Here is a 26,646-nt window from a genome sequence, read left to right as displayed (position 1 = left end):
GGACCCATGCGGACTCCATGGAGAATCTCGGGCTTCGTCGCGGCTGCGATCGCCTCACTCGTCATCACCTCGGGCACCTCGATCGCCCCGGCTCACGCCGAGGAGAAGCGTCAGGAGCCACTCCTCGCGTTCAACCACGCATGGGCGATGGTCGACCGGGAGACCGCCGACGCGATCGAGCACTCCGAGTATCTGGGCCAGTTCGCCGACCGCCGGATCAGCACCGGCAACGACGGCACCTCGACCTGGACCGGTCGCTACCTGCTCGGCAAGGAGACCTACCTGGAGTTCTTCGGGCCGGGTGACGCGCCCGACGCGGTCGCCGGTGACACCGGGCTCGCCGTCTCTGCGGACGACGACGGCGACCTGGCCGTCGCGACCGACAACCTGCGCAAGCTCGGCGTCGACCCGGTCGAGTTCACCCAGGTGACCGATCTCGGCGACGGCAAGCCGATCCCGTGGTTCGACGTCACCTACACGACCTCGACCTACGACACCTTCTTCTCCTGGGCGATGGAGTATCGCGACGAGTTCCTCAGCGACCCGCGGCTCTCCTTCCCGCCTCCCGCCTACGAGGGCGACGTCAGCCGCGACCGCTACAACCGCGACCGCTACCTCGACCACCAGATGCGCGACGTCATCGGCATCCAGATCGCCACCACCGAGGCCGACATCGAGAAGATGGTCCCGCTGTGGCGCGCCGCCGGGATCACGATCCGCGTCCTGAGGGACGGTGGCGTCCTCGCCTTCGACGGCATGACCACGATCCGCCTGCTCCCGGTGCCGGCGGAGGAGGCAGGCGTACGCCACATCATCCTCGCCCTCAACGAGCCGGCCGAGGAGCCGCACACCGAGACCATCGGCAACTCGACGCTGCACGTCGGGCCGGGGGCGTACGCGCTGTGGACCTTCGACCCGATCGAGGCCGCTTCCGCCGCCCGGTCCCAAGAGTCCGGGAAGCCGCTCCACCCTGCCTTCGGCGGCTGACGTCGTCGCTTCCCGTCGGGGCGGCGTTCCCGGCCGACCCCTTCCAGGAGGATGATGGCGTCGGATCCGACGGGGTGAAGGTAGACGACGATGGCGGGCAACAGCCGGCAGACCGGCACGAGCGTGACCAGCCGGGCGCTGGCGATCCTCAGCGCCTTCGACGAGGAGCACCGGACGTTGTCGCTCAGCGACATCGCCACCCGAGCGGACCTTCCGCTCGCCACGACGCACCGGCTCCTGGGTGAGCTCTTCCGTTGGGGCGCCCTGGAACGGCTGCCGTCGGGTGACTACGTCATCGGCCGGCGGATCTGGGACGTCGGCCACCTCGCGCCCACCGAGACCGGGCTGCGCCAGGTCGCCGAGCCGTTCCTGCACGACCTCTACGGCGCGACCCTGGCCACCGTGCACCTGGCCGTACGCGAAGGGACCGAGGTGGTCTACCTCGACCGGCTGCGCGGCAACCAGTCCGTCCCGGTCGTCAGCAAGGTCGGCGGGCGCCTCCCGCTGCACACCACCGGCGTCGGCAAGGTTCTCCTCGCCCACGCTCCGGTCGAGGTCCAGGACGCGGTGCTCGGCGCACTCACGCGGGTCACCCCCTACACGATCACCCAGCCCGGAGCCCTCCGCCGACAGCTGCGGCAGGTGCTCGACAAGGGCTACGCCACCACCCACGAGGAGATGAGCCTCGGCGCCTGCTCGATCGCCGTCCCGGTCCGCCGGCACGACGAGGTGGTCGCGTCCCTGGGCCTGGTGGTCCCGACGCTGAAGGGAAGCGAGCAGCGGCTGTACGGCGCGGTGCGCGTGGCCGCACAGTCGATCGGGCGCCGGCTCTGACGAATTCCGCCAGTTCTTCCGCTGAGCGGAAGCTGTGTGGATGGTCACAGCGCGATGCCGCGTACGTTCCTCCCATGAATGTGTCCCCAACCACATCGTCCCCCGTCACCGGCGGCGACCGGAGCCTGTGGCCGGTCGTGCTCTGCTGGCTCGCCGTCGCCCTCGACGGCTACGACCTCGTCGTGCTCGGCGCGGTGATCCCCACCCTGGCCGAGACCGGAGCACTCGGGTTCACCGAGGCTTCACTGACCACCGCCGCCACGGTCGGTCTGGTCGGGGTGGGCATCGGCGCGGTGGCCATCGGTCCGCTCGCCGACAGGTTCGGCCGGCGCACGACGCTGATCAGCAGCATCGCCCTGTTCTCCCTCCTCACCTTGGCTGTCGCCTTCGCACCGAACGCGACGGTCTTCATCGCACTGCGCTTCCTGGCGGGGCTCGGCCTGGGCGCCTGCCTGCCGACCGCCCTGGCGTTCATGAGCGAGCACGCCCGCCCGGGTCGCTCGGGAACGGCCATGACCCGGATGATGACCGGCTACCACGTGGGAGCCGTGCTCACCGCGCTGCTCGCCCTGTGGGTGATCCCGAACCTGGGCTGGGAGGCGATGTTCGTGATCGGCGGCATCGCCGGGCTGCTGACGGTCCCGGTGATGTGGGCGAAGCTGCCGGAGTCGCAGATCTATCTGGAGACGGTCGAGACCGAGAAGGTACGCCCCTCCGAGGTCGTACGCGGCCGCCTGCTGTGGGTCAGCCTGGGACTGTGGGCCGCGTCGTTCTGCGGGCTGCTGCTGGTCTACGGCCTCAACACCTGGCTGCCGACGATCATGGGTGAGGCCGGCTACTCCCTCAACGCCGGGCTCGGCCTGCTCCTCACCCTCAACGTCGGTGCCGTGATCGGACTCGTCCTCGCCGGCCAGATCTCCGACGCCAGGGGCAACAAGCCGACCGTGGTGATGTGGTTCGGCATCGCCGCGGTGATGCTGGCGCTGCTGTCGATCAAGATGGAGAGCAGCCTCGTGGTGTACGCGGCGGTGCTGGCAGCCGGCATCTTCGTCTTCAGCGCGCAGGTGCTGGTCTACGCGTTCGTCAGCCACCTCTATCCCGCCCGGATCCGCGGCACGGCACTCGGGATGTCCGCCGGGGTCGGCCGGGTCGGTGCCATCGTCGGGCCGTTCCTCGGCGGCGCCCTCCTCACCGCCGGCATCGCCTATCCGTGGGGCTTCTACGCGTTCGCCGGCGCAGCGGTGATCGCCCTGCTGGCCCTGCTGACGGTCCCGGCGCATCCGGACGAGGCGGTCGCCGAGTAGCCCACCGGCAGGTCGACGAGGGCCATCACCTCTCGCCCTCCACCCGGCGACCGAGCGCCGGGTGGAGGTGCTCGGTCTCGATCGCGACCCGGGCCTGGTCCGCGGCCGCTCGCAGGGCTTCGTCCACCGGCTGCGCACGCAGCCGCGCAGCGAGGAACCCGGCCATGAAGGCATCGCCGGCACCGTTGGTGTCGACGACGGTGGCCGGCGCGGCTGCCACCTCGTGGCGGGTCCCGTCCGCCTCGAGCGCGATCGCGCCCTTCGCCCCGAGGGTGCAGACGGCGAGACGCGGGCCGCGGTCGAGGCACGAGGCCATCAGCCCCCAGGGGTCCTCGGTGCCGTCGTCGTTCATGAACACGCCTGCGGCCGCCCGCACGAACGGCTCGTGGAACGCCGAGGTGCCGTCGTAGTCGTGCAGGTCCATCCACAGCGGGGTGTGCGGCGAGGGCATGGCCTCGAGCACCAGCCGGCCCAGCTCGCTCAGGTCGATCACCGCGAGATCCGCCGCCTCGACCGCACGCACGGCGGCCTGGACCGCCGCCGCGGGCGGGGTCGAGGGGGTCGTGACGTACAAGGAGACCCGGCCGCCCCCGTCGGCCATGAGGTTGACGTGCCGCTCGGTCTGCTCGCTGGCGACCGCCTCCACGACGACTCCGGCCTTCTCGAGCCGCTCCAGCAGTCGCTCACCGTCCTCGTCGTCGCCGACGGGAGCCCACAGGCGTACGTCGATGCCGAGCCCGGCCAGGTGCAGCGCCTTGCCGGCCGACGTGCCACCGACCGTGTGCCAGGAACCGCGCGCGAACTGCATGTGCGGCACCGGTTCTGGCAGATGGTCGAGCTCGATCAGGTGGTTCCAGGAAGCAGGGCCGCAGACGACGACACGGGGCGAGGAAGGCATGCGCCTATTCAGCACCATCAGCTCGCCGCGCGCACGGCTAATGGGTGGCGAAATCGACGGTGACGGAGGATGCCTTCCGGAGGGGAGCGATACGCTCCGCCTCTGCGGCGAGCGCCTCCCTCCGCTCTCGGCTCAACGCCTCGAAGGTCGTCAGGTCGATGCGCAGCTCACGTCCGCGCTTGCGTGGTCGCCAGGTTCCGACGATGTCGCCGTCGACGAGGACGGTTCCAGGGTCGCCTGCCGTCCTCCAGATGTCCCGGTGATGCGCCTTGTCGACGATGGTCTCCCGATCACGTAACTGCGTGTAGGGATCTCGCGGCGGGAGCAGCCGCACCCCGAAAGGCATGGTCGAGGTTCGGAGGGTGGCGAGGTCGGTGGCCAAGACCCATGCCGACCGGCCGACGTCGACCTCCACCAGCTCGTCCTCGAGGCAGCCCCACCAGGGATCGACGTCACCCGCCTGCACCCCGAGCCAAGCCGCGAAGTCGCCTCGGGTGGACGGCCCGTAGCAGTGCAGGTAGCGCCGGAGCAGCTCGGCGCGCGACACCGCGGGGTCCGCCTCTTCAACCGGGTGGCCGAGCCACTCCTCGGTCAGGACGAACGGCGCCCTGTTCCCGGCTCGCGTCGCGAGACACACGATCCGTCGCAGTGCGAGCACACGGACACAGAAGTGCACGACGGCCTCACCGATGGGCTGGCCCTCGGCGTAGGGACCCTCCTCGACCCAGACCTCTCGCTGCGCTGCCGTCAGTCGGGGCGTGATCAGCCCAGCCACCTCGGCGCCGAGCTCGTTGATCGCCAGCTGTCGCCCCGGCAGGACCTCACGTGTCGCCGCGGCGACGATGTCGACCGCTTCGGTGAGGCTCAGCCCGAGTCGGTCGACGGCGTGCTCGACACCTCGCACGAAGTGCCGTAACGCCGTCTCCACCGGAGGAAGGACCCCGGTCGTGTAGACATCGGCCTCGGAAGTCGGGAAGAGGTACGGAGCACCGCGCATGCTCCAGGTGAGCAGCATGCTCCTGTCCTCGATCGCTCGGGCGACCGTACCGGCGACGGCTCCATCCACCCGCGCATGCAGGGCCAGCAACGCCGATCCCGGTGGCGAGTCCTGGATGCCGCACCGTCCCGCGGCCGCGAGGAGGTCGCCCTCGCCCAGCCGGACGTCGAGATGATGTGACGCCAGCCGGAAGGCGACCACGCTCTCCCGCTCGAACCGCTCGGCCATCATCCCAGCGTACGGTCCGGCTCACGCCGCGAAGATCGCCGGCGTCACGCCGAGGATGCGACGGAAGTGGCGGGTGAGGTGAGCCTGGTCGTGGAACCCCGCCAGCGCCGCCGCCTCGGCAGGACGATGGCCGTCGACGAGCAACGGCGGGCGAGATCGACGCGGCGGCCGACGAGGTAGTTGTGCGGAGCGATGCCGTAGGTCTGCGAGAACACCCGGGCCAGATGACTGGGATGGGTGCCGAGCTCGGCGGCGGCCGCGGCGATCGTGAACAACTCCGTCAGCCGGTCGTCGAGGAGCGCCCGCAGACGTCGGCACGGGACTTCCGAGATGCCTGAGCACCTCGTCGCGGACGGTCAGCAGCCAGTGTTCGGCCGCCATCAGGTCACCGGGGTCGGCATCGCCCTCCGTGGTCCCCGCAAGGCCGTCGACCGCATCGTCAAGGGCGCCCGGTTCCACGACTGACCGAGCGGTCCAGCCCGGCGATCAGCGCCAGCGCCGCGAAGCCGTCCTCGGTGCCCGGCCACTGCGCCCGCACCGCGTCGATCCCGGCTCGACGGACGACGCTGCGCAGCGCGGCGGCGACGATGATCGCGTCGTCGGCGTAGCCCAGCACCGGGATGAAGTCGGGCACCAGGTCGATCGGCAGGGCCAGGTAGACCATCAGCAGCCCCAGCCTGATCCGTACGCCACGGGGCATCGTCTTGTCCGCTGCGAGCCGCCGGAGCAGCCGGATCACGTCCGGCAGGATCCGCAGCGCTTCGCGCAGCAGGTCACCGCGCGGGCGGACAACGAGCAGTGCGACGACGAGGCAGATCCAAGTGAGCAGCATGGCGGCGGCGATCCCGATCGCCAGATCCCACCAGAACGAACCGGTCATGGACACCTCCGCCTCCGACCCCGCTGTGGCGCCGCGACCCTGATTCCATCACAGCACCCCGGCGAGGTGGCCCCTCAGGCCCCAGCGAAAGGGCCGTCGAGGGCGTCCCGCCGCAGGAGCATGATGGTCTTGCCGTCCGTGACGCGCCAGACGCCGGAGGCCCTGCAGATGTGGCGCGACCGACTCGCCGCGATGGGCGACGACGCCGAAATCATCAACTAGCCCTCAGTGGCGCTCCTCCAAGCCCACAGCCTCGCGCAGGATGCGTACCGACTCGGTGAGGTCCTCGTCGTCACGAGCCCGCGACTCCATGAGGTCGGAGAGGGCAGAGGCAATGACGTTGAGCTTCTCGTGCGAGGCCTCCTCCGAGCGCCGCCCGGCGTTCTGGAGCAGCACCAGCAACAGCAGCGAGAGCACCGATGAGCCGGTGTGGACGGCCAGTTCCCACTTGGTGCTCGAGGACCAGAACGGGAAGCTGACCGCCCACAGCAGCAGGACGCCCACGATCACATAGAAGAACGGCGCATGACTGACCACAGAGGTGACCACCTCCACGAAGCGCTCGAACCTGTTGCGCCCGTCGCCTCGCTGGCGTGATTTCCTGGCCTCGTTCTCTACGGTCATGCGGTCACCGTAGCCTCGATCCGACGTATGGATCGCGGGAAACGGCCTGAACTCAGGCCGCGATGACCGAGGCGACCAGGACGTACGCCGCGGTCCCGGCGAAGATGCTCAGCGTCATGCTGCCTCGCCACAGGTGCAGGCCGACCGTGAGCGCCAGGGCGAGGACGGCGGGGCCGGCGGAAGTGACGGCGGCGGGATCGGTGTCGCGGAGGGTGTAGACGGCGAGGATGACCATCATCCCGACGGGCATCCGCTCGCCGACGTGGGCCATCAGCACGCTGTGCCGCAGAGGGGCGAGCATGGCGAACGGGACCGCGCGGAGCGCCCAGGTGACGGCCGCGGAGACGGCGATGGCGGACAGGACGTACCAGGGATCAGGCACGGCGGCGCCTCCGGCCGGTGAGGACGTACGAACCGACGATCGCCGCGACGAACATCCCCATCGCGATCAGCAGCATGTTCTCCCGCGAGATCAGCGCGGCAACGATCGCGCAGCCCAGCGCCAGCGCCGGGATCGGCAACGACCGACGAACTTTGTACGCCTCGAGCCCGAGCACCACGAACAGCGCGGTGACCGCGAACTCGAGACCGACGACCTGCGGCGGGATCAGCGAGCCGAGCCCGGCGCCGGCGGCCACACAGATCACCCAGGCCACGTGGAAGAACGCCTGGATGGCGATGATCCGCGCCCGTGACCATCCGGCCGACTCGGGTGTCACCGTGAGCGCGTAGGCCTCGTCGGTGAGGGCGAAGGTGCTGTAGGCCTTCCAGCCGGCGCCGTGCACCCGGTGCAGGGGGAACGAGATCGCGTAGAAGACGTGGCGGAAGTTCACCAGCAGCGTGCTGACGGCCACCTGCGCCAAGGGTGCCGCGACGGCGATCAAGCCCACGAGCAGGAACTCCATGGTGCCCGCGAACACGATCGCCCCGAGCACCGGCGCCCACCACCAGGCGAGCCCGGAGTGCACCACGAGCACACCGAGGGCCAGCCCCAACGGCACCACCGCGACGCAGGCGGGCAGCACGGCCCGCCAGCCGGCGACGATCTCCTCGCGGGTCCCCGCGGGCTCCCGGCACGCTGTCTCCATCTCCATGACCTGCATGCCGCAAGCGTAGGAAGTTTCAGGCTTCCTTGGGTTGCCCATTGGCGATGCTAAAGTGCCGCTGTGCGCAATGATCATTCGATCGATGACCTGGATCGAGCAATCATTGCCGAGCTCGAGGAAGACGCCCGACTGAGCAACGCCGAGCTGGCCCGACGGGTCGGCCTCACCCCGGCTCCGTGCCTGCGCCGCGTGCAGCGTCTGGAGGCCGACGGGGTGATCAGGGGCTACCACGCACGTATCGATCCGAAGAGCGGCGGGCGCGGGTTCGAGGTCATCGTCGCGATCGACATCGCCGTCAACGACGGCAAGACGATCGAGGACTTCGAGACCGCCGCGGTCGCCATTCCCGAGGTCACCGAGATGCGCCGCATGCTCGGTCAGCCCGACTACTACCTGCGTGTCCAGGTCGCCGACCCGGAGGCGTACGAAGCGCTCATCCTCGGGACGATCTCACGGCTGCCCGCGGTGAGCCGGGTGCTGTCGCACCAGACGATGCGGCTGGTCAAGGGCTGAGGGTCTGTCGCGTCCGGTCGTCGGCGGGGACGAAGGTCTCCAGATGGAGGCCGTTGAGGGTGACGTCGGAGGCGCTCTCGATCTGACTGGCGACGCTGAAGAAGCGGAGCGCGGCACCGCCCATCTCGATCTCCAGCGGCACCACAGGGTCGGCCAGCGGCCGGGCGGACGGCTCGCCGTCGCAGGGGTAGGCGGTCACCTCGTCCCGGAGCGAGACCAGCGCCGGGTCACCACCGGTGTGGGTGATGCGGCGGCCGAGCTGATGAAGCAGGTGCGCCCGCCAGACGGGGAGGTTGCGGATGCGCGGGGCGACGCCGCGCGGATGCAGGCAGAGCCGGATCACGTTCAACGGAGGCTCGAGCAGGCTGGCGTCGCAGCCCTCGAGCAGCGCATCGACGGGGGCGTTGGCATCGACGATGTCCCAGTGGTCGTCGAGAAGCAGGGCCGGGTACGGCGCGTGGGCGTCGAGCAGACTGCGAAGGCCGGCCATCACCGGCGCGAGCGCGGCGTCGTCGGTGGCGCGGTGCGGGTAGCGAGGGGCGAACCCTCCGGCGAGCAGGAGCCGGTTCTGCTCGGCCATCGGCACCCGCAGCACCTCGGCCAGCCGGACGATCATCTCCGGGGTCGGCCGGGAGCGCCCGTTCTCGACGTAGCTCACGTGCCGGGTGCTCACCTCGGCCTGGGTGGCGAGCGCGAGCTGGCTCAGGGAGCGCAGCTCACGCCAGCGGCGAAGCTCGCTCCCGACCGACGATGACGGTGACGTCGCGGTTGAGATCACGGCCCGAGGCTAGCCAAGCCCGCATCCGTCGGCCATGACCTCCGAGGTTATCGACCGATGCACCTCCCGGCGGCGAACCTTCTTCCACGATCCCATCGAGAGAAGGAAGACACCATGACCGACATCGTGACGCGCTACCTGGACACCTGGAACGCCGCCGGCGAGGAGCTCACCGACCTGCTCGCCAAGCACTGGTCCGACGACTGTGTCTACGTCGACCCGCTCGCCGAGGTCCAGGGCCGCGAGGCCGTCGAGGCGACCATCCAGGCCGTGCACGCGCAGTTCCCCGGCTTCGTGTTCACCCAGGTCGGCGAGGTCGACGCCCATCACCAGCAGGCCCGCTTCCAGTGGGGGCTGGGGCCGGCCGGCGAGGAGCCGCTCATCATCGGCTTCGACGTCGTCGTGGTCGACGCGGACCAGCGGATCCTGGACGTACGCGGGTTCCTGGACAAGGTGCCTGCCTGAGGGCGTGTCCTGGGACGGGCCCGGCCGAGGCCGGGCCCGCTACCAGGGCCCGGCGCCGGTCCGGTGCGTCTCCGGCATCCGCAGCACGACCACCAGCCCTGATGCGGCTGTGACCGCCGCGACGGCCCAGACCGCACCTCGCACTCCCCACAGGTCGGCAAGGACACCGCCCATCAGTGCACCGACCGCGAACCCGAGATCCCGCCACAGCCGGTAGACCCCGACTGCTCGTGCGCGCCACGACGGATGGGCGACATCGCCGATGACTGCCAGGAGCGTCGGGTAGACCATCGCGGTTCCGACGCCGAGCAGCACCGCCGCGGCGAGCCACCACCCCGCCGAGCCGACCGCCGCGACGACCGCCAACGCGGCGGCCTGGAGCAGCATGCCCCCGACGATGAGCGGCTTCCGGCCCCAGCGGTCCGAGACGGCACCGGTGGCCAGCTGGCCGACACCCCACACCGCCGGGTAGGCCGCGACGAGCAGGCCCACCTGAGCGATGTCGAGCCCGGCGGATGCGAACAGAACCGCGAACAGTCCCCAGGCAAGACCGTCGTTGAGGTTGTTGACCAGCCCCGCCTGACTGGCCGAGGACAGGGCAGGGTCGCGCAGCGACGTACGGACCAGCACCTCGCGGTCGCTCATCGGGCTCGCGGTCCGCTGCCCCTGTCCGGCTTCGTGGTCGGCGTGACCCCGGGTCTCGCGGACGGCCACGGTCGAGAGCCCGAGCCCGAGAGCTGCGTACGCGACGCCGACCAGGAAGGGCTCGGGCCGGAGTCCGGCCTCTGCGGCGATCCTGCCCGTCAGCAGCGCGGTGACCGCGACGGCGAGGTAGCCGGCCGACTCGTTGATGCCCAGCGCGAGACCGCGCCGGCCGGGACCGACGAGGTCGATCTTCATGATCACGGTGGTCGACCAGGTCAGGCCCTGGCTGATGCCGAGCAGGACGTTGGCGCCGACGACGACCCACCAGCTCGGCGCCCAGATCAGCAGGAGCGGAACCGGCAGTGCGACCAGCCACCCCGCGACCAGGACCGGCTTACGCCCGTGACGCTCGGACCAGACGCCGGCGAGGTAGTTGGTCGCGGCCTTCGCCAGGCCGAAGGCGAGGATGTAGGTCAGCGCGGCGGTGTAGGAGGCGAGCCCGAACACGTCCTCGGCCAGCAGCGGGAGGACCGTGCGCTCCTGGCCGAGCATCCCCCCGACGAGTGCGTTGACGACGACGAGCAGCGAGAACTGCGCCATGTTGGCGCGCAGCCCGAGCCGGGGCGCCGTGCCGAGATCGCCGCTCACTCGGCGGTCTCCGTCACCACGGACTCGGGGCCACCGTCCAAGACCGTCAGCTGTGTGAAGCCGTGCCGTTGCAGGATGCTCGCTGCGCTCATGGCACGTTCGCCGTGGCCGCACATCACCAGGGTGGGCACGTCTGCGAGCGCCGCGGCCGCCTCGTCGACGGCCCCGAGCTCGAGGTGCAGGGCGCCGGCCACATGTCCGGCGGCGTACTCACTTTTCTGACGGACATCGAGCACGCGCTGGGCGCTCACACGGACACCGTCGACCAACGGGAGGGTGACTGTCTGGAGCCCGGCAGCCACCCATGCCGCGAGGCCGCCGGAGACCTCACCGGCGATGTTCTCGTAGCCGATCTTCAGCGCCTGCCAGAGGATCTCGTCGGGATCCTGATCCTCGTCCCGCAGGACGATGAGCGGCCGGTCGTGCGGCGCCAGCCAACCCAGCCAGCTCGCGAAGGCGCCGCGCAACGGGATCGACAGCGCATCCCGAGGATGCGCAGCCGCGAAGGCCGCGATCGGGCGTACGTCGACGAGAACGGCACCAGCCCGCTGCCCGCCCGCCACGACCGACGGGGGAAGCGCCTCGAGCGCCGGTCGGCCGCCGAGGACGGCCGGCCCGTGACGATTGCGCTCACCCAGGCGCCCGAAGTAGGTCGGGTAGGTTCCGTGCGAGTCCAGGAGCGCGCGTACGAATCCTTCCTCGTCGAGGTCGAGCAGCGGATTGGTGGCCAGCTCCTCGCCGATGGTGCTCGTCGACGTGGCCCTGGCCGCTGCCGAGCAGAACGAGCCTCCACCGTGGGTGGGCCACAGCGCCGCGTCGCGGCCGAGCGAGGCAATCCGGCGCACGGAGCGGAACTGTGCCCGCGCCAGGGACTCGGTGCGCGCGGGGTCGACCAGGTCGACACGGGCCGCCGACCCCACGATGAGAGAACCACCGCTGAAGACGCCGAGTGCCCGATCACCCTCGAGCAGGGCGAAGGACAGGTGTTCGTCGGTGTGTCCCGGCGTGGCGAGTGCCCGCAGGATCAACCCGTCGTTCAAGACGATCTCCTGCTCGTCCTCGAGCGCGGTGTGCTCGAACGTTCGCCTGCCTGCCCTCGAGGCGAGCACCTGGGCGCCCTCGTCGGCGGCGAGCTGGACGGCTCCCGAGAGGAAGTCGGCGTGCAGGTGGGTGTCAGCGGCGTGGGTGATCCGCAGTCCGCGACGGCCGGCCTCGGCGCGCAGAGCCCGCAGGTCGCGGCTGGCATCCACGGCCAGCGCCGCGCCGTCGCCGAGATCGACCAGGTAGGCGTTGTTGCCGAGCCCGCGATCAGGCACGGCGGTCACGAGGTCATGGATCACGGCGGACCTCCTCGATGGACGCTCCGCCGTCGATCATCCCTCGACAGCGCTCCGAGTGCCATGAGCAGGGCGCGGAGCTCGTGCCGGCGCGTCAGCGGGTTCACGGCTGCACCGGCTTGTGGGCCAGGAGCGAGACGCTCCTGACGCCGTACGTCTTCTCGGCGCCCTGGGCTCCTGCTGACAGGAAGCCGTAGCGGTTGCGGCGCATCACCTCGACGACGAGACCGGACTTCTCGATCGCGGCGACGTAGTCGTCGACCTGGGCGGCGCCACCGATGCAGGCAGCCCAGAGGTCGGCGTTGCACACGATGCCTTCCGCGAGCGGTACGTCGGTGACGATGTCGGCGAGCGCCAGCCGCCCTTCCGGTCGGAGCACCCGGGCGGCCTCGGCGAAGACCAGGGCCTTGTCGGGGCAGAGGTTGATCACGCCGTTGGAGATCACGCAGTCGACGGAGGCGTCGTCGACCGGGAGATCGTCGAGCCGCCCCTCCCGGAACTCGACGGTTGCGGCGGTGCCGTGACCGGCGGCGAGACGACGTGCCTTGGCCAGCTGCTCGCGGGTGAAGTCGACACCGATCACCTGTCCGGCCGCACCGACCAGCGTGGCGGCGTAGAAGACGTCCATGCCGGACCCGCTGCCGAGGTCGAGGAGGGTCTCCCCCGGTCGCGGATCGGCCAGGTCGAAGAAGTGTCCGACGCCGGCGAAGGACGCGACCGCGTCGACGGGCACGAGGTCGAGCCGGGCGGGGTCGTAGCCGACGGACTCGGCCAAGCCTCGCCCCAGCTCGAAGTGGAAGCCCGCGTCGGGATGCAACGCGACCTCCCGGTACATCTGCTGGACCTTCGCCTCCAGCTCCTGGGTGTCGACAGCCATGTCGACCACCTCCTATTCAATCTATCTCTTGAATAGATGGAACGCCTGCCGCCTTGTCTTGTCAAGAAAAACCTTGAATACTTGGTCGACGCACGGCGCCCGGCGCGCGAGGCACGAGGAGGCGATCATGGGTGACCGCAAGGCCAAGGACGCGCTCTACGACACGCTCGCCGAGGCAGCCAAAGCCCTCGCCAACGGGCGCCGCGCCGAGCTGGTCGACGTCCTGGCCCAGGGAGAGCGCCCGGTCGAGGACCTGGCCGGCGAGATCAGGCAGTCCATCGCCAACACCTCCCAGCACCTGCAACGACTGCTGCGTGCCGGGCTCGTGACCTCGCGTCGCGACGGCAACCGGATCTTCTACTCGCTCGCCAGCCCGACGGTCCTCGCGTTGTGGCAGACCTTGCGCGAGACCGCAGCCCAGCACGTCGCAGAGCTCGACCGCGTCGCCGGCGCCTATCTCGGCAACCGCGACGAGCTCAGCACGATCACCCGGGACGAGCTGCGCACGCGCCTCCGCGCCGGCGACGTGGTCGTGCTCGACGTCCGCCCTCGTCCCGAATACGACGCCGGCCACATCCGCGGCGCTCTCTCCATCCCGACCGCGGAGCTCCGTAGCCGCCTGGCCGAGCTGCCGGACGGCGCCACCGTCGTCGCCTACTGCCGCGGGCCCTACTGCGTCTACGCCGACGACGCCGTCCGCACCCTTCAGGCGGCCGGGCGCGACGCGCTCAGGCTCGAGGACGGCTATCCCGAGTGGGCCGCAGCTCGCCTCCCGGTCGCAGCGCTCCGGCACTGATCAGGAGCGCGGCAGCACGCCCATGAGGGCGACATCGCGGGAGGTCCGCAGGGCATCCCGCACGGTCCGGTTCCAGCACGCCGAGGTCGGGCTCGTCATGCAGAACGTCTGAGCGCCGGCGCCCACCTCGGGCAGGTGGCCGGCGCGCGTACCTCCGGCGAGGCCGCTGTCTCGATGCCGGCGGCCAGCTCCTCCCCCAGCTCGTCGAGCCACCTGCTCAGGAAGTCGTCCAGCAGCGGCTGCGGTCCGTGTCCGAGGAGCTCACCGACGTACGTTTCCCGCTCGACACCTGAGTCGCCAACTCGGCCTCATAGCGCCAGGTCACTCAGGACCGATGGAGTCGGACGCCTCGATCCGATGTGCGTCCCGCACCGACACAGAACCCGCGTAGCCCCCGACAAAGCCGACCACCACGTCGTACTCGTCCCCCGCGGTGGAGCGCAGCGTGATCGTCCAGGAGTCGTCTGCCGGGTGGTGCTCCTCCGCGCGGAGCGACAGCGTGTCCGGGTCCACGGCGTACGCCGTGGCGGCCGCGCTTCGGGAGCGCTGGACCGCCGACTCCCGCGAGGTCGGCGTCAGGTCCGGCTGACCGACCACCGCCATCACGTCGCGGAAGGCGCGGGTCACGCCGTCGTACGACGCCTCCGAGAGGGCCGTGGTCCGGGGCCCGGTGTCCACCAGCAGGCCGATCTCCAGGGCACCCGGGCTCGCGCCCCAGCTGGTGTGCCATCGGTGCTGGTGCAGCGAGTAGTGCCGCCGTGCGTCGGTCCCGGCGTACAGGACCGGCTCCAGTGCGGCGAGGATAGCGCTCTCCTCGAGGACGTCCTCACCCTCCGGCTCCGGGACCGACAGGTCGAGCAGGTAATGGCGATCCACCCGCCGGTCCGGGCTGGCCCGATAGCCGACCTGGACTCGCACCGAGTCCACCCGGCCGAGCGTCAGCAGCGAACGGGACTCATCGACGGCACGGCTGGTCATCCCTCCAGAGTTCTCCTGGTTTCCGCCCGGGTCAAGCACCTCAGCGCACTACGCGCTGGCACGCCCGGACCGAGCGCGGAGCACTTCGCGAAGCTGTCTCGCGGCGGACCGCGGGGTAGCGCCCGCGCGCCAGATGGCGAGCAACAGATCGGCCCGGGGTCGGCCCGGTTCCGTCCAGCTCGGCCCGAGTCCTGCCTCGTCTAGCGCGTCGATGAGGTCATCGTCGGCGGCCGTACGCGCTTCGGCCCAGGCCCGGGCGTACGCCTCATCGACCCGTCGCAACGTCGTCTCGGTCTCCACGATCGCCGGCGACCCGGCGACCACGGGTCCAGACCCCTGACGATGACGAAGGAACGCGATGAGGAAGTAGACCAGGGCACCGGAGGGCATCCCTCAGCCATGCGTCCCGTCGACTCGAATCGGTGCTCGTGTCTCCACCCCGGCACGGGCCGAACTGCTGCTCTCGGGTGCGGTGTCGGCCCACGTGGCGCTGAGGTTCATCCTGCCTGCTGCTTCACCCGTGGAACGGCCGCGTCGCCACGGGGCCCGAACAGGTGCAGGACCTCGACAGCACCATCCGCGTCGGCGGGCCCGAACCAATGCGGCGTCATCGGGTCGAACTCGGCGGTCTCCCCCGGAGCGAGCACGTGCTCGTCGTCGCCGAGGAGGAGACGGAGCGTGCCGGCGAGGACGTACAGCCACGCGTGGCCCTCGTGAGAGACGAGCCTGGGCTCGCGCGGTCCGAGCACGTGCTTGAAGACCTGGATCCGACCGGGATACCGGGTCAGCGGAACCGCCAGGCCACCGCTCGGATGACGATATGGCTCGAGGTGCGTTCGCGGGTCGCCGGTCGCAGGCGCCCCGACGATCCGATCCAGCGACGCGCGGTACGCCTCGGCCAGAGGGATGAGCAGATCCAGTGTCGGTTGGCGGCGGCCGGTCTCGAGTCGGGACAGAGCGCTCACCGACAGTCCCGTCCGCTCGGAGACCGCGGCCAGGGTCAGCCTGCGTGCGGTCCGTAGCGCCCGCAGCCTCGGTCCGATGGCATCGATGATCGCCGCTACATCCGCTTCCATGCCGCCAGTTTGCAGGATCTGCAAGTTCCCTCGCCTCAGTGGAGCCTCACCCGGAGGATGTGTCGAACACGGAACAGGAACGGAAGCGAGGTCATCTGGTGAGGACACTTCTGCTGGGAGCACGCGGCGCGGTCGGGACCGTGGTTCGCCGCGAACTCAGCCGAGCCGGACACACCGTGACGGCGGCGAGCCGGACAGCCAGCGGCGATACCGCGGTCGATCTGCGTGGAGATCTCACGGCATTGACCAGGCTCGCCGGCACGCACGATGTGGTCGTGAACGCGTCCGGGATCGAACGATCCGACTTCGGCGTCGCCGTCGGCGGAACGCCGCTGGTCGAGATCTCCGCGACAGGTGCCTATCTGGATGCGCTTCGGGCGGCGTCATCGGGCTCGGTCGTACTCGGCGCGGGCCTGGCCCCTGGCCTCAGCACGATTCTCGCTGCGGAGCTCGACAGCCGTCCTGGCGACGATGTCGATGTCCTCGTCATGCTCGGCTCCGGCGAGAAGCACGGACCCGCGGCGGTGGCCTGGACGGCAGATCTCGTCGGGACCGATATCTACCGGCCACCCGAGCACGGGCCCGTGCGGAATCTGGTCACGAGCACCAAGGCCGAGGGACCTGACGGACGCACCCGTCGCCACTTCCGCGCGGACTTCCCCGACCATGTCCTGCTCGGCGCCGACCGCGGGCTCGCGATCCGCTCCTACCTCGCGCTGAGCTCCGCCCCCGCGACCGCTGTCCTCGCCGCGGTGGGGCGGTTGCCGCGGCTGCACGGGCTGCTCCGTCACGCGCCGCGGATCGGGAGCGCAGACTGGCAGGTCCTGGCCCGCAACCGCCGCACCGGGCAGCACCTGCGAGCCCACGGCACCGGACAGTCCGAGGCCACCGGCCGACTCACGGCCCTCGCCGCGGTGCGCGCGGTCTCGAACTCATCGACCGGATCGACGACGATGGCCGACCTCATGGACAGCGACGAAGCCAGGGAGGCGCTTGGTTCATCACCGGCCGACGGCTCACCGTAGGCAGATCCAACTCGCCCGATGCGACGTGGCGCAGGAGGGTTCAGCCGTGGCTGTCGGCCGTACGCTCGGCGGTCCGGTCAGTCGATGCCTTCGACGATGCGGAAGTCGCGCTCGACGCCGCCGGAGAGGGCGGCCAGCGCCTCCTGGTAGGCCGCACTCTCATGGGTCGCGACGGCCTGCTCGAAGCTGTCGAACTCGATCAGGACGGTGCGCTCGGCGACCCCGGCTTCATGCGCCACGACCCGACTGCCACGAGTGAGGACCCGGCCCCCGCCGGCCTCGACTGCCGCAGGGGCGAGCTTGCCGTAGGCAGCCAGCTTCTCGGGGTCCGAGATGCTGCGGTAGACGCTGACCCAGTAGCCCTTGGGCATGGAACCTCCAGTGTTGGCGTGAGTGCAGGGACGACCGATGACGGCCGTCGGTCAGACGTTGAAGCGGAACTCCACCACGTCGCCGTCCGCCATGACGTAGTCCTTGCCCTCCATGCGGACCTTGCCGAGGTCACGGGCCTTGGCGACGGAGCCGGCGGCGATGAGGTCGTCGTAGGAGACGATCTCGGCCTTGATGAAGCCCTTCTGGAAGTCGGTGTGGATGACACCGGCGGCCTCGGGGGCGGTGGCGCCCTTGGGGATCTCCCACGCACGGACCTCCTTGGGTCCGGCGGTGAGGTAGGTCTGCAGGCCGAGGGTGTCGAAGCCGACGCGGGCGAGGATGTCGAGGCCGGGCTCCTCGACGCCGGCGTCGGCCAGGAACTCGCGAGCCTCGTCCTCGTCGAGCTCGACGAGCTCGGACTCGAACTTGGCGTCCAGGAAGATCGCCTCGGCGGGGGCGACCAGCTCGCGCATCGAGTCCTTGAGGGCCTCGTCGGCGAGCTCGTCGGAGTCGCAGTTGAAGACGAAGATGTAGGGCTTCGCGGTGAGCAGCATCAGGTCGCGGATCAGGTCGCGGTCGATCTTCGTGGCGATGATCGGGGTGCCGGCCTCGAGGGCCTCCTTGGCCTCCTGTGCGGCGGCGAGGTTGGCCTTCAGGTCGGGCTGCTTGCGCGACTCCTTCTCCAGCCGCGGGATCGCCTTCTCGACCGTCTCCAGGTCGGCGAGGATCAGCTCGGTCTGGATCGTGGAGATGTCGTTGGCGGGCTCGACCTTGCCGTCGACGTGGGTCACGTCGTCGTCGCGGAAGACCCGGGTGACCTGGCAGATCGCGTCGGACTCGCGGATGTGGGAGAGGAACTTGTTGCCCAGACCCTCACCCTGCGAGGCACCGCGCACGATGCCGGCGATGTCGACGAACTGCACGGTGGCCGGCAGCACCTTCTGGGACCCGTAGATCTTCGCCAGCTCGGCCAGCCGCTCGTCGGGCACCCCGACGACACCGACGTTGGGCTCGATGGTGGCGAACGGGTAGTTCGCCGCGAGGACGTCGTTCTTGGTCAGAGCGTTGAAGAGGGTCGACTTGCCCGCGTTGGGAAGTCCCACGATGCCGATGGTGAGTGCCACGATCGACAATCCTAGAGTCGTACGCCGACCGCGGCCGAAACGCGGACGAGACCCCGGTCGGGCGGGCACACTGTGGTCGCGTGAGCGAGCTTCCCGGCACCAGCCTCCCGACCGGCTTCCAGTTCGGCGCCAGCACCGCCGCCTATCAGATCGAGGGGGCGGCCGACGAGGACGGCCGGGGTCCGTCGGTGTGGGACACCTTCTGCGCCGAGCCGGGACGGATCGTCGACCAGAGCAGCGGAGCGGTGGCGTGCGACCACTATCACCGGCTCGACGAGGACCTGGCCCTGATGGAGCGGCTCGGGCTGGATGCGTACCGCTTCTCGATCTCCTGGTCGCGGGTGCTGCCGACCGGTTCGGGCGGGATCAACCCGAAGGGCCTCGACTTCTACGACCGCCTCGTCGACGGTCTGCTCGAGCGCGGCATCGCACCGATGGCGACGCTGTTCCATTGGGACACTCCGCAGGTGCTGCAGGACGCCCACGGCGGCTGGCTTAGCCGGAAGACGGCCCAGCGGTTCGGAGAGTACGCGGCGGTGATCGGCGATCGGCTCGCCGACCGCGTGGCCCACTGGTGCCCGGTGAACGAGCCGAACGTGGTGACCGTCTTCGGGCACGCGCTGGGCATCCATGCCCCTGGCCAGACGCTGGTCTTCGATGCCCTGCCGGCCGGTCACCACCTGCTGCTCGGGCACGGGCTGGCGGTCCAGGCGCTGCGCGCCGCGGGTGCGCGCAGCATCGGCACGGCCACCAACCACATGCCGGTCTGGCCCGCGACCGAGTCGGAGGCGGACGTGGCGACCGCCGGGCTGCTGGACACCCTGTGGAACCACTCCTTCGCCGACCCGGTGCTGCTCGGTCGCTACCCGGACGATCTCGCCGCGCTGTTCCCGGTGCAGGACGGCGATCTGGACGTGATCGGCACGCCGCTCGACTTCTACGGGCTCAACTACTACAACCCGACCGCGGCGGCCGCGGCTCCCGCGGGCTCCGAGAACCCGATCGCGCAACCGCCGATCACCGGCTACCCGACCACCGACTTCGGCTGGCCGGTGGTCCCCGACGGGCTCCACGAGCTGCTGACCGCGCTGCACCAGCGCTACCCCGGCCACCCGCCGTTCGTGGTCACCGAGAACGGCGCGTCCTACAACACCGACCCCGGTGGCGGCGACGCCGATCGCATCGCCTACCTCGACCTCCACCTGCGCCAGGTCGAGCGCGCGGTCGCCGACGGCATCGACGTCGCCGGCTACTACTGCTGGTCGCTGATGGACAACTTCGAGTGGGCCGAGGGCTACACCCAGCGGTTCGGGCTGGTGCACGTCGACTACGACACCCTGGCGCGCACACCGCGGGACTCGTTCGAGTGGTACGCGTCCGTAATCGCCGAGCACAAATCCAGACGGTAAAGGGACAGGACGCAATAGGCTCGCGCCCGTGAATGCCGACGCACCACAGCGACTGCGCGAACCCGCCCATCAGGTCTCCGAACGAGCACCGGCCTACTGGCGTACGGCGGAGGCGATCGGCGCGGTGGTCTGGCTGGCCCTCGCGGTCGGCGCGGTGATTGCGGCGGTCTTGGTGCCGGAGGGCTTCTGGACCTGGATCCTCTGGCTCGCCGCGGTGCTCTTCGTCCTCGCGCCGGTGCCCGGGCTGACCTTCGTGCCGTCGATCCGGTTCCGGATCCACCGGTGGGAGGTGACCGACATCGCCGTCTACGTACGCCACGGGTGGCTCACCGTCGTCGACGAGATCGTGCCGCTGTCCCGGGTGCAGACGGTGGACTCGACGCAGGGGCCGCTGATGCGGCAGTTCGGGCTGCGTACGGTCAAGGTCTCCACGGCCTCCTCGGCAGGCACCGTCTCGATCGCCTGCCTCGATGACGCGCTCGCGCTCGAGGTCGTCGCGAAGCTGGTCGCGATCACCGCCGCGACGCCCGAGGACGCGACGTGAGCACACCTGAGATCCCCGAGATCCCGGAGATCCCGGACGCGGAGTGGCAGCGGCTGGCCGGCTGGACCGCGATCGTCAGCCCGCTCTCGACGCTGCGCCAGGCGGTCATCCCGGCCGCGGTCGGCGCGTTCGGTGCCGGTCAGGCGAACGTGCTCATCGGTCTGCTCGTCGCGGTCGGCATCGCGGTCGTCGCGGCACTGGCAGGCCTGGTCCCGTGGCTGACCACGACCTACCGGGTGACACCGATGCATCTGGAGGTACGCAAGGGGCTGCTCAACCGCACCACCCTCACCGCGCGGCTCGACCGGGTGCGCAGCGTCGACCTCAGCTCGACACTCATCCACCGCGCCCTGGGAGTCACCAAGGTCAACGTCGGCACCGGGGTCGACGACGGCCAGATCACGCTCGACTCGCTGACCAAGGACGCCGCTGCCCGGCTCCGGCGTGAGCTGCTCCACGCCGCGCCCGCATCACCCACGGACGCCGTGTCGGCGGAGGCTTCCGGCAGCGATGCCTCAGCGAAGATCGCGACCAGCCCGGGGCCACTTCGTGCAGACCCCGGCGGCGAGGTCATCGCGAAGCTCGACTGGTCCTGGATCAAGTACGCCCCGCTGAACCTCAAGAACCTCGCGATCGCGCTCGGCGGTCTGGCCGCGTTCTTCGGCGCGTTCTCCGACATCATCCCGTGGGAGCGGACGATCGGGATCCGGGTCGACGACGGCGAGATCAACGGCGCGCCGATCGACTCCTTCCTGCAGATGCTGATCATCGCCATCCCGATCGCCCTGGTCGCCGCGGTCGTGGTGTGGGCGGTCGGGTCGTGCGTGGGCTACGCGGTGCGCTGGTGGGACCTCCAGGTCGTGCGTGAGCAGGGCCGCGAGGGCACCACGCTGCGGCGCAGCTTCGGCCTGACCAGCACCCGCGCGACGACGGTGGAGGAGGCGAAGGTCCGCGGCGCCAGCTCCACCGTCGGCCCGCTGATCGGGCTGGCCGGGGGTGCCGATCTCAACCTGCTGACGACCGGGCTCGACGACAACTTCCCCGCGGTCCTGCCGACGGCGCCGGAGTCCGTCGTGTCGGCCGTCGGCACCGACATCCTCGGCGAGGACGCGTTCTCGGCGGAGCTCACCGGTCACGGTCCGAGGCCGCGCCGGCGCTACCGGTTCCGCGCGGCCGTCGCCACCGTGATCTGGACGCTGGTCGCGCTCGTCCCGACGGTGCTGATCGGGACCTTCGGTGACACCTGGCTCTGGTGGGTTCCCGTCGTCGTCATGGTGGTCGCCCTCGTCCTCTGCGTGTTCGGCGCCGAGCTGCGTCACCGCCACCTCGGCCACGCCCTCACCGACCGCTACCTGGTGGTCCGCTCCGGCTCCTACACCGCCGTACGCACCGCCCTTCAGACCGACGGCATCATCGGCTGGCGGGTCCGGCAGACCTTCTTCGACCGCCGCATCGGGCTCGCCCAGGTCACCGCGATGACCGCGGCCGGGCAGGAGCACGTCGACATCCCGGACGTGCCGCTCGAGACCGCCGTCGCGCTCGCGACGGCGGCCACGCCGCGTACGGTCTCGGGGTTCGTCGAATAACCCGTTCGAACTACGAACGGCTTCGGAGGATGATCCGCCCATGACGATCCAGATCCGCCATCTCACCTTCGACTGTGCCGACCCCCGCAAGCTCGCGGAGTTCTGGTCGGCGGTCACCGGCTGGCACCTGTTCTACGACGAGGACCCCGAGGTCGTCGTCGCCAAGAGCTTCCCGTCGAAAGAGCTGATGTTCCTCTTCGTCCCCGTGCCCGAGGCGAAGTCGGCCAAGAACCGGGTCCACATCGACATCAAGCCGGAGGACACCACCCGCGACGAGCTGGTCGAGCGGGCGCTCTCGCTCGGCGCCACCGTCTTCGGCGATCACCGTAAGGAGGACGGGAGCGGCTTCGTCGCGCTCCGTGACCCCGAGGGCAACGAGTTCTGCATCGAGCGCGGTGACCTCGAGATGACGCCGAGCGGCCCGATGACCATCGGCCTCACGATCTGACCTGACCGTCAGCGGCCGAGCACCCCGACCCGCCCGCCGGCTCCGGCGGCCCAGCAGACGCCGCCGACACAGTCGACGGTGTGGAAGCGGGTCTGGGTCGCGCCGAACGGCTTCCAGGAACGGCCGTTGTCGTGGCTGATGTCGCTGCCGTTGGGGCCGACCGCGATCGCGGTGCGGCCGCCGATCCAGTCCACCGCCTCGCGGTATCCGCCCAGGTCAGAGGTGGAGTTGGTCCAGGTGCGGCCGCCGTCGGTGGAGTAGGCGGCGCGGTCGACACCGTCGTCCTCGAAACCGAAGTCCCCTCCGACCGCGATCCCCTGCCGGGGGTTGCGGAAGCCGAGGCCGAAGACGCCGGCGGCCTCACCGGTCGCGATCGTCGAGTCGGCCGACGACCAGGAGCGACCGCCGTCGTGGGTGACGTAGATCGACGCTGCGGCACCACCACCGCCGATCCAGGCGTCGCGGGCACCGGCGGTGACCAGACAGGTCCCGCTCGCCGAGTAGCCGAACTCGCCCGGCGCCTCGAGCCCGCTCGTGTCCGCGATCTCCCAGGTGTCGCCGCCGTCGGCCGTGGTGATGATCCGCCACTCGCCGCCGACCGGGTCGCTCATCGCGATGCCCCGCTTGCCGCCGGGCCAGAAGTCGACGCAGTTGTAGAACGCCGTCGGCTCCGCGGAACGGAACGTCTCGGTCCAGGTCGCGCCGCCGTCGACGGTCTTGTAGATCCGGCTCGCCTCGCCCTCACCGATCGAGAGCACCACCGCTTCGTCCGCCGAACGGGCCTCGACGTCACGGAAGAGCAGCCCCTCGGATCCCGGCGGCGAGACCTGATCCCAGGTGTCACCGCCGTCCGTCGTACGGAACACTCCCCCGCGGTCCCCGCCGACCCACGCGGTCTCCGCATCGACGGCGTCCAGCGCCCGGAAGCCCTGCGTCGTCTCGACGTTCACCGACGTCCAGTCGTACGCACCTCCTGGCGGCACGGCCTGCGCCGCCGGCGCCAAGGTGAGGGTGGTGAGGGCAAGGGTGGCCGCCGCTGCGGCTCCGACAACGATGCGCACGAAGGTTCACCCTGGCCCGGCGACGTCGATCTGTCCACCGATCGAGCAAATTCATCCGCCGAATCGGCAGTTGCGGCAGGCGAATCTGCAGATGTGGGCGACGAAAGTCGAGCTTCGTCCGCCATGGCGACCGTTTCGGTCGCCACAACAACCGATTCGGCGTGTCCTCTTGCGCGGAGTGGGCAATTTTCTTCCGTGACCGGTTGGTAGCGCCTAGAGTGAGTCGCCGTGCCGCACAGCAGCGGTGCAGATGGCGAGGTTGTCATGAGCAGAACGACACTGACCAGAGGTGGAAGACTGGCGGCTGCGGGGCTGGCCGCCGCGGTGGCGGTTGCGATGCCGTACGCAGCAACCCACGCCGTGGAGCCCGACCCGCCCAGGACGACCGCCGGGCAGACCGCCACGGACATGGCCTCGCCGCAGCACCGCCAGATCGTCTCGCTGATGCGCCACATGTCGCTGCAGCAGAAGGTCGGCCAGCTCTTCGTGATCGAGGTCTACGGACGCGACGCCAACAACGTCAGCGACGCGGCGAAGGCCGGCAACCAGAAGCTCTACGGCGTGGACACCCCGGCACAGGCGATCGCGAAATACCAGCCCGGCGGAGTCATCTACTTCACCACCCGCGGCCCCGACAACATCGGTGACGCGGCCCAGGTGGCGAGGCTCTCCAACGGCCTCCAGAGCGCCGCGCTGCAGCAGCGGCCCAAGATCCCGCTCAACATCGCGGTCGACCAGGAGGGCGGCGCGCTCGTGGCCCGTTTCGGTCCGGCCAGCGGCGCGACCCAGATGCCCGGGCAGATGGCGCTCGGCGCCGGCGGCTCGACCGCGGACGCGTCCCGGTCGGCCGAGGTGATCGGCACCGAGCTGGCCGCCGTCGGCGTCACCCAGGACTACGCGCCCGTCGCCGACGTCAACCTCAACCCCAACAACCCGGTCATCGGCATCCGCAGCGCCGGGGCCGACCCCGCCGCGGTCTCCGACATCGTGGCCGCCGAGGTGGGCGGCTTCGACAAGGGCGGCCTCTCCTCGATCGCCAAGCACTTTCCGGGCCACGGCGACACCGGAACCGACAGCCACTACGGCCTGCCGGAGGTCACCCACACCCGCGAGCAGCTCGAGCAGATCGACCTGCCGCCCTTCGAGGCGGCGATCGACGCCGGGATCGACGCGATCATGACGGCCCACGTGACCGTGCCCGCGATCGACCCGAGCGGCGAGCCGGCCACCATGTCCGAGCCGATCCTGACCGGCCTGCTCCGCGAGGAGATGGGCTTCGACGGTCTGATCGTCACGGATGCTCTTGACATGCAGGGCGCCAGCGGGACCTACCCGCCCGACGTCGCCTCGGTCGAGGCCTTCCTCGCCGGCGCCGACCAGCTGCTCATCCCGCCGCAGATGGACACCGCGTACGCCGCGGTCCTCGGTGCCGTCAAGGACGGCACCATCTCCCGCCAGCGGCTCGACGAGTCCGTCTACCGGATCCTGAAGCACAAGCTCGACAACAAGATCTTCGAGAGCCCCTACGTCGACCCGGCCGCCGCTCCGGCGGTCTTCGCCAACCCGGTGCACAAGGCCGACGCCCAGGCGATCTCCGACCGCACCACCACGCTGGTGAAGAACGACGACGGTCTGTTGCCGCTGACCGCCGGCCCCAAGGACGTCCTGGTCGCGGGCTGGGGCGTCGACACGACCGCCGGCATCGCGACCGGGTTCCAGAAGCGCGGAGCGACGACCCAGGTGCTGCAGTCGGGCACCACCCCCACCGACGCGCAGATCGAGGCCGCCGTGGCAGCGGCCGAGGGCAAGGACCTGGTGGTCGTGCCGACCAACAACGCCTGGCAGATCAACCCGGCGACCGGCCAGCCCACGGCGGCATCCGTGGCGCAGACCAAGCTGGTCAAGGCCCTGCTGGCCACCGACACCCCGGTGATCGTGACCGCGATGCGCAACCCCTACGACGTCACGTCCTTCCCCGAGGCGACCACGGTGCTCGACACCTACGGTTACACCTCCCACCAGCTCGAGTCGCTGGTGCGGGTGCTCCACGGCGAGGTCGACCCGAGCGGCAAGCTTCCGGTGGAGATCCCCGATCTCTTCCCGCTCGGTCACGGACTGTCCTACTAGGCAACGCACGAAGGCGGCCCTCTCGGAAAACCGGGAGGGCCGCCTCTGTGCCGCTAGGCGATCAGGAGCCGTACAGCGCCCGGACCCCGGCCGCGTCGGAGGCCTGGAACTCCAGGTCCTCCGAGCCGCCGTTGCACTGCGGGTAGTGCATGATCGAGGACGAGTCGTACGGAGTCAGCGCACGCCAGTTGTTGTCCTCGAAGCAGGTCGCCGCCTCCGGGCGGGTGTGCTCGTGACGGAACCCGAGGGTGTGCCCGAGCTCGTGGGCGAGGATGTCACCCGGCTCCCAGTTGCCAGCCGAGAAGATCGAGTCGTCGATGAGCACGTTGCGCGAGCGCTTCGACGTCGACGGGAAGAACGCCCGGGCGATGTACTGCGTGGTGTTCACCGGCTCGACCGAGAACAGCACGTTGGAGTTGCGGGTGTTGCACGAGGCGTCCTGGCTGGGGACGTAGATGAACTCGACCGCCGAGCTCGCCGCCTCCCACAGCCCCTCGCCCTGCGCCATCGCGGTGACGATGGCGGCCTTGTTGCTGCCGAACTTGTCCGAGACACAGTAGGTCAGGTTGAGAGCCTGGGAGGCCGACCACTTGTCGTCCTTGCCGCTGATCGTGTTGACGATGAGGCCGTCCTCGGGGACGTGCTTCGGCGTCGAGACCATCGACTCGTAGAACTTGTGCAGGTCACCCTGGTTGGACACGACCTCGTCGCCGTTGACGATGTACTGACCATCGACGTCGACGTAGGTTGACGCCTCGAACTCCTGATAGCTCGGGGCCTCCTCGGCGAATGCGGGAACCATCGACGCAGTCAGCGCTGCGGCACCCGCAGCCGCGGCGATCATCATGGGAATACGAACTCGCATAGCTCTTTCCTCCTGGATTTGTGAACGGCCGCCCGCGACACGGTGCGCGAGAAGACTGGCGAGCAGTTCGGCCTCCTGCTCTTCGACAGCGCTGTAACTCGTGCGGCCGAGTAC

31 protein-coding genes are annotated in these 26,646 nt (G+C 70.1%); 14 read left to right on the top strand and 17 right to left on the bottom strand.

What is annotated here, in order from left to right; all coding sequences use genetic code 11:
- The first annotated feature begins 6 nt into the window (after positions 1-6).
- The 3 genes from ACFVJS_RS05930 (at position 7) to ACFVJS_RS05920 (ending at position 3,125) form a co-directional block, all read left to right on the top strand.
- Positions 7-987 (top strand): DUF5829 family protein, encoded by a 981-nt coding sequence (locus ACFVJS_RS05930; protein ID WP_378877979.1) that lies wholly within the window; start codon positions 7-9, stop codon positions 985-987.
- Between the two features lie 90 nt (positions 988-1,077).
- Positions 1,078-1,821, top strand: coding sequence for an IclR family transcriptional regulator (locus ACFVJS_RS05925; protein ID WP_378877978.1), 744 nt, complete (start codon positions 1,078-1,080; stop codon positions 1,819-1,821).
- Between the two features lie 74 nt (positions 1,822-1,895).
- A complete protein-coding gene (locus ACFVJS_RS05920) occupies positions 1,896-3,125 on the top strand; it encodes an MFS transporter (protein ID WP_378877977.1) in 1,230 nt (409 codons plus the stop codon).
- A 25-nt stretch (positions 3,126-3,150) separates the two neighbouring features.
- On the opposite strand, the gene ACFVJS_RS05915 is transcribed toward ACFVJS_RS05920, so the two are convergent.
- The 3 genes from ACFVJS_RS05915 to ACFVJS_RS05905 are packed head-to-tail and all read right to left on the bottom strand — an operon-like array spanning position 3,151 to position 5,523.
- Positions 3,151-4,023: a carbohydrate kinase family protein gene (locus ACFVJS_RS05915; protein ID WP_378877976.1), complete on the bottom strand. Its 873-nt coding sequence runs from the start codon at positions 4,021-4,023 to the stop codon at positions 3,151-3,153.
- Between the two features lie 37 nt (positions 4,024-4,060).
- A complete protein-coding gene (locus ACFVJS_RS05910) occupies positions 4,061-5,248 on the bottom strand; it encodes a winged helix DNA-binding domain-containing protein (RefSeq protein ID WP_378877975.1) in 1,188 nt (395 codons plus the stop codon).
- A 44-nt stretch (positions 5,249-5,292) separates the two neighbouring features.
- Complete coding sequence (locus tag ACFVJS_RS05905; RefSeq protein ID WP_378877974.1) at positions 5,293-5,523, bottom strand: helix-turn-helix transcriptional regulator; 231 nt, start codon at positions 5,521-5,523, stop codon at positions 5,293-5,295.
- A gap of 55 nt (positions 5,524-5,578) precedes the next feature.
- On the opposite strand from ACFVJS_RS05905, the gene ACFVJS_RS05900 reads away from it, so the two are divergent.
- Positions 5,579-5,713: a hypothetical protein gene (locus ACFVJS_RS05900; RefSeq protein ID WP_378877973.1), complete on the top strand. Its 135-nt coding sequence runs from the start codon at positions 5,579-5,581 to the stop codon at positions 5,711-5,713.
- Here ACFVJS_RS05900 and ACFVJS_RS05895 read toward each other — a convergent pair.
- The 4 genes from ACFVJS_RS05895 to ACFVJS_RS05880 all read right to left on the bottom strand — a co-directional run bounded on the left by ACFVJS_RS05895 (position 5,688) and on the right by ACFVJS_RS05880 (position 7,855).
- Positions 5,688-6,128 (bottom strand): YkvA family protein, encoded by a 441-nt coding sequence (locus tag ACFVJS_RS05895; RefSeq protein ID WP_378877972.1) that lies wholly within the window; start codon positions 6,126-6,128, stop codon positions 5,688-5,690. The genes ACFVJS_RS05900 and ACFVJS_RS05895 overlap by 26 nt on opposite strands.
- A 225-nt stretch (positions 6,129-6,353) precedes the next feature.
- The gene (locus ACFVJS_RS05890; protein ID WP_378877971.1) at positions 6,354-6,752 is read right to left on the bottom strand and encodes a low affinity iron permease family protein; all 399 of its coding nucleotides are present in this window, start codon (positions 6,750-6,752) and stop codon (positions 6,354-6,356) included.
- A 52-nt stretch (positions 6,753-6,804) separates the two neighbouring features.
- Positions 6,805-7,134 (bottom strand): branched-chain amino acid transporter permease, encoded by a 330-nt coding sequence (locus ACFVJS_RS05885; RefSeq protein ID WP_378877970.1) that lies wholly within the window; start codon positions 7,132-7,134, stop codon positions 6,805-6,807.
- On the bottom strand, positions 7,127-7,855 hold the full coding sequence (locus tag ACFVJS_RS05880) for an AzlC family ABC transporter permease (RefSeq protein ID WP_378877969.1): 729 nt from the start codon (positions 7,853-7,855) through the stop codon (positions 7,127-7,129). The genes ACFVJS_RS05885 and ACFVJS_RS05880 overlap by 8 nt, the downstream gene beginning before the upstream one ends.
- A gap of 63 nt (positions 7,856-7,918) precedes the next feature.
- Here ACFVJS_RS05880 and ACFVJS_RS05875 point away from each other — a divergent pair, with 63 nt between their 5' ends.
- Positions 7,919-8,371: an Lrp/AsnC family transcriptional regulator gene (locus tag ACFVJS_RS05875; RefSeq protein WP_378877968.1), complete on the top strand. Its 453-nt coding sequence runs from the start codon at positions 7,919-7,921 to the stop codon at positions 8,369-8,371.
- Here the strand turns inward: ACFVJS_RS05875 and ACFVJS_RS05870 are convergent.
- Positions 8,361-9,149 carry a helix-turn-helix domain-containing protein gene (locus ACFVJS_RS05870; RefSeq protein ID WP_378877967.1) on the bottom strand — a complete coding sequence of 263 codons (789 nt, stop codon included), beginning with the start codon at positions 9,147-9,149 and terminating at the stop codon, positions 8,361-8,363. The two genes, ACFVJS_RS05875 and ACFVJS_RS05870, sit on opposite strands and share 11 nt — an antisense overlap.
- Before the next feature lie 114 nt (positions 9,150-9,263).
- On the opposite strand from ACFVJS_RS05870, the gene ACFVJS_RS05865 reads away from it, so the two are divergent.
- A complete protein-coding gene (locus ACFVJS_RS05865) occupies positions 9,264-9,614 on the top strand; it encodes a nuclear transport factor 2 family protein (RefSeq protein ID WP_378877966.1) in 351 nt (116 codons plus the stop codon).
- A 39-nt stretch (positions 9,615-9,653) separates the two neighbouring features.
- Here ACFVJS_RS05865 and ACFVJS_RS05860 read toward each other — a convergent pair whose 3' ends face one another.
- The 3 genes from ACFVJS_RS05860 to ACFVJS_RS05850 all read right to left on the bottom strand — a co-directional run bounded on the left by ACFVJS_RS05860 (position 9,654) and on the right by ACFVJS_RS05850 (position 13,121).
- Positions 9,654-10,907 carry an MFS transporter gene (locus ACFVJS_RS05860; RefSeq protein WP_378877965.1) on the bottom strand — a complete coding sequence of 418 codons (1,254 nt, stop codon included), beginning with the start codon at positions 10,905-10,907 and terminating at the stop codon, positions 9,654-9,656.
- The gene (locus ACFVJS_RS05855; RefSeq protein ID WP_378877964.1) at positions 10,904-12,247 is read right to left on the bottom strand and encodes a rhodanese-like domain-containing protein; all 1,344 of its coding nucleotides are present in this window, start codon (positions 12,245-12,247) and stop codon (positions 10,904-10,906) included. The genes ACFVJS_RS05860 and ACFVJS_RS05855 overlap by 4 nt, the downstream gene beginning before the upstream one ends.
- Positions 12,248-12,347: 100 nt before the next feature.
- Entirely contained in the window at positions 12,348-13,121 is a 774-nt protein-coding gene (locus tag ACFVJS_RS05850) for a methyltransferase domain-containing protein (protein ID WP_378877963.1), read from the bottom strand.
- 127 nt (positions 13,122-13,248) lie between these two features.
- Between ACFVJS_RS05850 and ACFVJS_RS05845 the strand changes: the two genes are divergently transcribed.
- A complete protein-coding gene (locus ACFVJS_RS05845) occupies positions 13,249-13,917 on the top strand; it encodes an ArsR/SmtB family transcription factor (protein ID WP_378877962.1) in 669 nt (222 codons plus the stop codon).
- A 321-nt stretch (positions 13,918-14,238) separates the two neighbouring features.
- On the opposite strand, the gene ACFVJS_RS05840 is transcribed toward ACFVJS_RS05845, so the two are convergent.
- Positions 14,239-14,895 carry a hypothetical protein gene (locus ACFVJS_RS05840; RefSeq protein WP_378877961.1) on the bottom strand — a complete coding sequence of 219 codons (657 nt, stop codon included), beginning with the start codon at positions 14,893-14,895 and terminating at the stop codon, positions 14,239-14,241.
- A 211-nt stretch (positions 14,896-15,106) separates the two neighbouring features.
- Here ACFVJS_RS05840 and ACFVJS_RS05835 point away from each other — a divergent pair, with 211 nt between their 5' ends.
- Positions 15,107-15,235 (top strand): hypothetical protein, encoded by a 129-nt coding sequence (locus ACFVJS_RS05835; protein ID WP_378877960.1) that lies wholly within the window; start codon positions 15,107-15,109, stop codon positions 15,233-15,235.
- Positions 15,236-15,392: 157 nt separating this feature from the next.
- Here ACFVJS_RS05835 and ACFVJS_RS05830 read toward each other — a convergent pair whose 3' ends face one another.
- On the bottom strand, positions 15,393-15,971 hold the full coding sequence (locus ACFVJS_RS05830; RefSeq protein ID WP_378877959.1) for a helix-turn-helix domain-containing protein: 579 nt from the start codon (positions 15,969-15,971) through the stop codon (positions 15,393-15,395).
- A gap of 275 nt (positions 15,972-16,246) precedes the next feature.
- Between ACFVJS_RS05830 and ACFVJS_RS05825 the strand changes: the two genes are divergently transcribed.
- Positions 16,247-16,996: a hypothetical protein gene (locus ACFVJS_RS05825; protein ID WP_378877958.1), complete on the top strand. Its 750-nt coding sequence runs from the start codon at positions 16,247-16,249 to the stop codon at positions 16,994-16,996.
- Between the two features lie 77 nt (positions 16,997-17,073).
- Here ACFVJS_RS05825 and ACFVJS_RS05820 read toward each other — a convergent pair whose 3' ends face one another.
- Together ACFVJS_RS05820 and ychF are read right to left on the bottom strand one after the other, a co-directional pair.
- The gene (locus ACFVJS_RS05820) at positions 17,074-17,367 is read right to left on the bottom strand and encodes a DUF1330 domain-containing protein (RefSeq protein WP_378877957.1); all 294 of its coding nucleotides are present in this window, start codon (positions 17,365-17,367) and stop codon (positions 17,074-17,076) included.
- 51 nt (positions 17,368-17,418) lie between these two features.
- Positions 17,419-18,492 carry a redox-regulated ATPase YchF gene (ychF, locus tag ACFVJS_RS05815; protein WP_378877956.1) on the bottom strand — a complete coding sequence of 358 codons (1,074 nt, stop codon included), beginning with the start codon at positions 18,490-18,492 and terminating at the stop codon, positions 17,419-17,421.
- 80 nt (positions 18,493-18,572) lie between these two features.
- On the opposite strand from ychF, the gene ACFVJS_RS05810 reads away from it, so the two are divergent.
- The 4 genes from ACFVJS_RS05810 to ACFVJS_RS05795 are packed head-to-tail and all read left to right on the top strand — an operon-like array spanning position 18,573 to position 22,479.
- Positions 18,573-19,901, top strand: coding sequence for a GH1 family beta-glucosidase (locus tag ACFVJS_RS05810; RefSeq protein ID WP_378877955.1), 1,329 nt, complete (start codon positions 18,573-18,575; stop codon positions 19,899-19,901).
- A gap of 28 nt (positions 19,902-19,929) precedes the next feature.
- A complete protein-coding gene (locus ACFVJS_RS05805; protein WP_378877954.1) occupies positions 19,930-20,445 on the top strand; it encodes a PH domain-containing protein in 516 nt (171 codons plus the stop codon).
- The gene (locus tag ACFVJS_RS05800; RefSeq protein ID WP_378877953.1) at positions 20,442-22,031 is read left to right on the top strand and encodes a PH domain-containing protein; all 1,590 of its coding nucleotides are present in this window, start codon (positions 20,442-20,444) and stop codon (positions 22,029-22,031) included. Before ACFVJS_RS05805 ends, ACFVJS_RS05800 begins: the two co-directional genes overlap by 4 nt.
- A 40-nt stretch (positions 22,032-22,071) precedes the next feature.
- On the top strand, positions 22,072-22,479 hold the full coding sequence (locus ACFVJS_RS05795; RefSeq protein ID WP_378877952.1) for a VOC family protein: 408 nt from the start codon (positions 22,072-22,074) through the stop codon (positions 22,477-22,479).
- An 8-nt stretch (positions 22,480-22,487) separates the two neighbouring features.
- Here ACFVJS_RS05795 and ACFVJS_RS05790 read toward each other — a convergent pair whose 3' ends face one another.
- On the bottom strand, positions 22,488-23,540 hold the full coding sequence (locus ACFVJS_RS05790) for a WD40/YVTN/BNR-like repeat-containing protein (protein WP_378877951.1): 1,053 nt from the start codon (positions 23,538-23,540) through the stop codon (positions 22,488-22,490).
- Positions 23,541-23,804: 264 nt separating this feature from the next.
- Here ACFVJS_RS05790 and ACFVJS_RS05785 point away from each other — a divergent pair, with 264 nt between their 5' ends.
- Entirely contained in the window at positions 23,805-25,667 is a 1,863-nt protein-coding gene (locus ACFVJS_RS05785; RefSeq protein ID WP_378877950.1) for a glycoside hydrolase family 3 protein, read from the top strand.
- Between the two features lie 61 nt (positions 25,668-25,728).
- Here the strand turns inward: ACFVJS_RS05785 and ACFVJS_RS05780 are convergent, their stop codons facing one another.
- The gene (locus ACFVJS_RS05780; RefSeq protein ID WP_378877949.1) at positions 25,729-26,532 is read right to left on the bottom strand and encodes a M57 family metalloprotease; all 804 of its coding nucleotides are present in this window, start codon (positions 26,530-26,532) and stop codon (positions 25,729-25,731) included.
- Positions 26,533-26,646 lie beyond the last annotated feature (114 nt).

The organism is Nocardioides sp. NPDC057772, assembly GCF_042798075.1.
Classification (GTDB): domain Bacteria; phylum Actinomycetota; class Actinomycetes; order Propionibacteriales; family Nocardioidaceae; genus Nocardioides.
The sequence above is the reverse complement of the archived record's forward strand: the minus strand, read 5'-3'. Positions and strand labels throughout refer to the sequence as shown.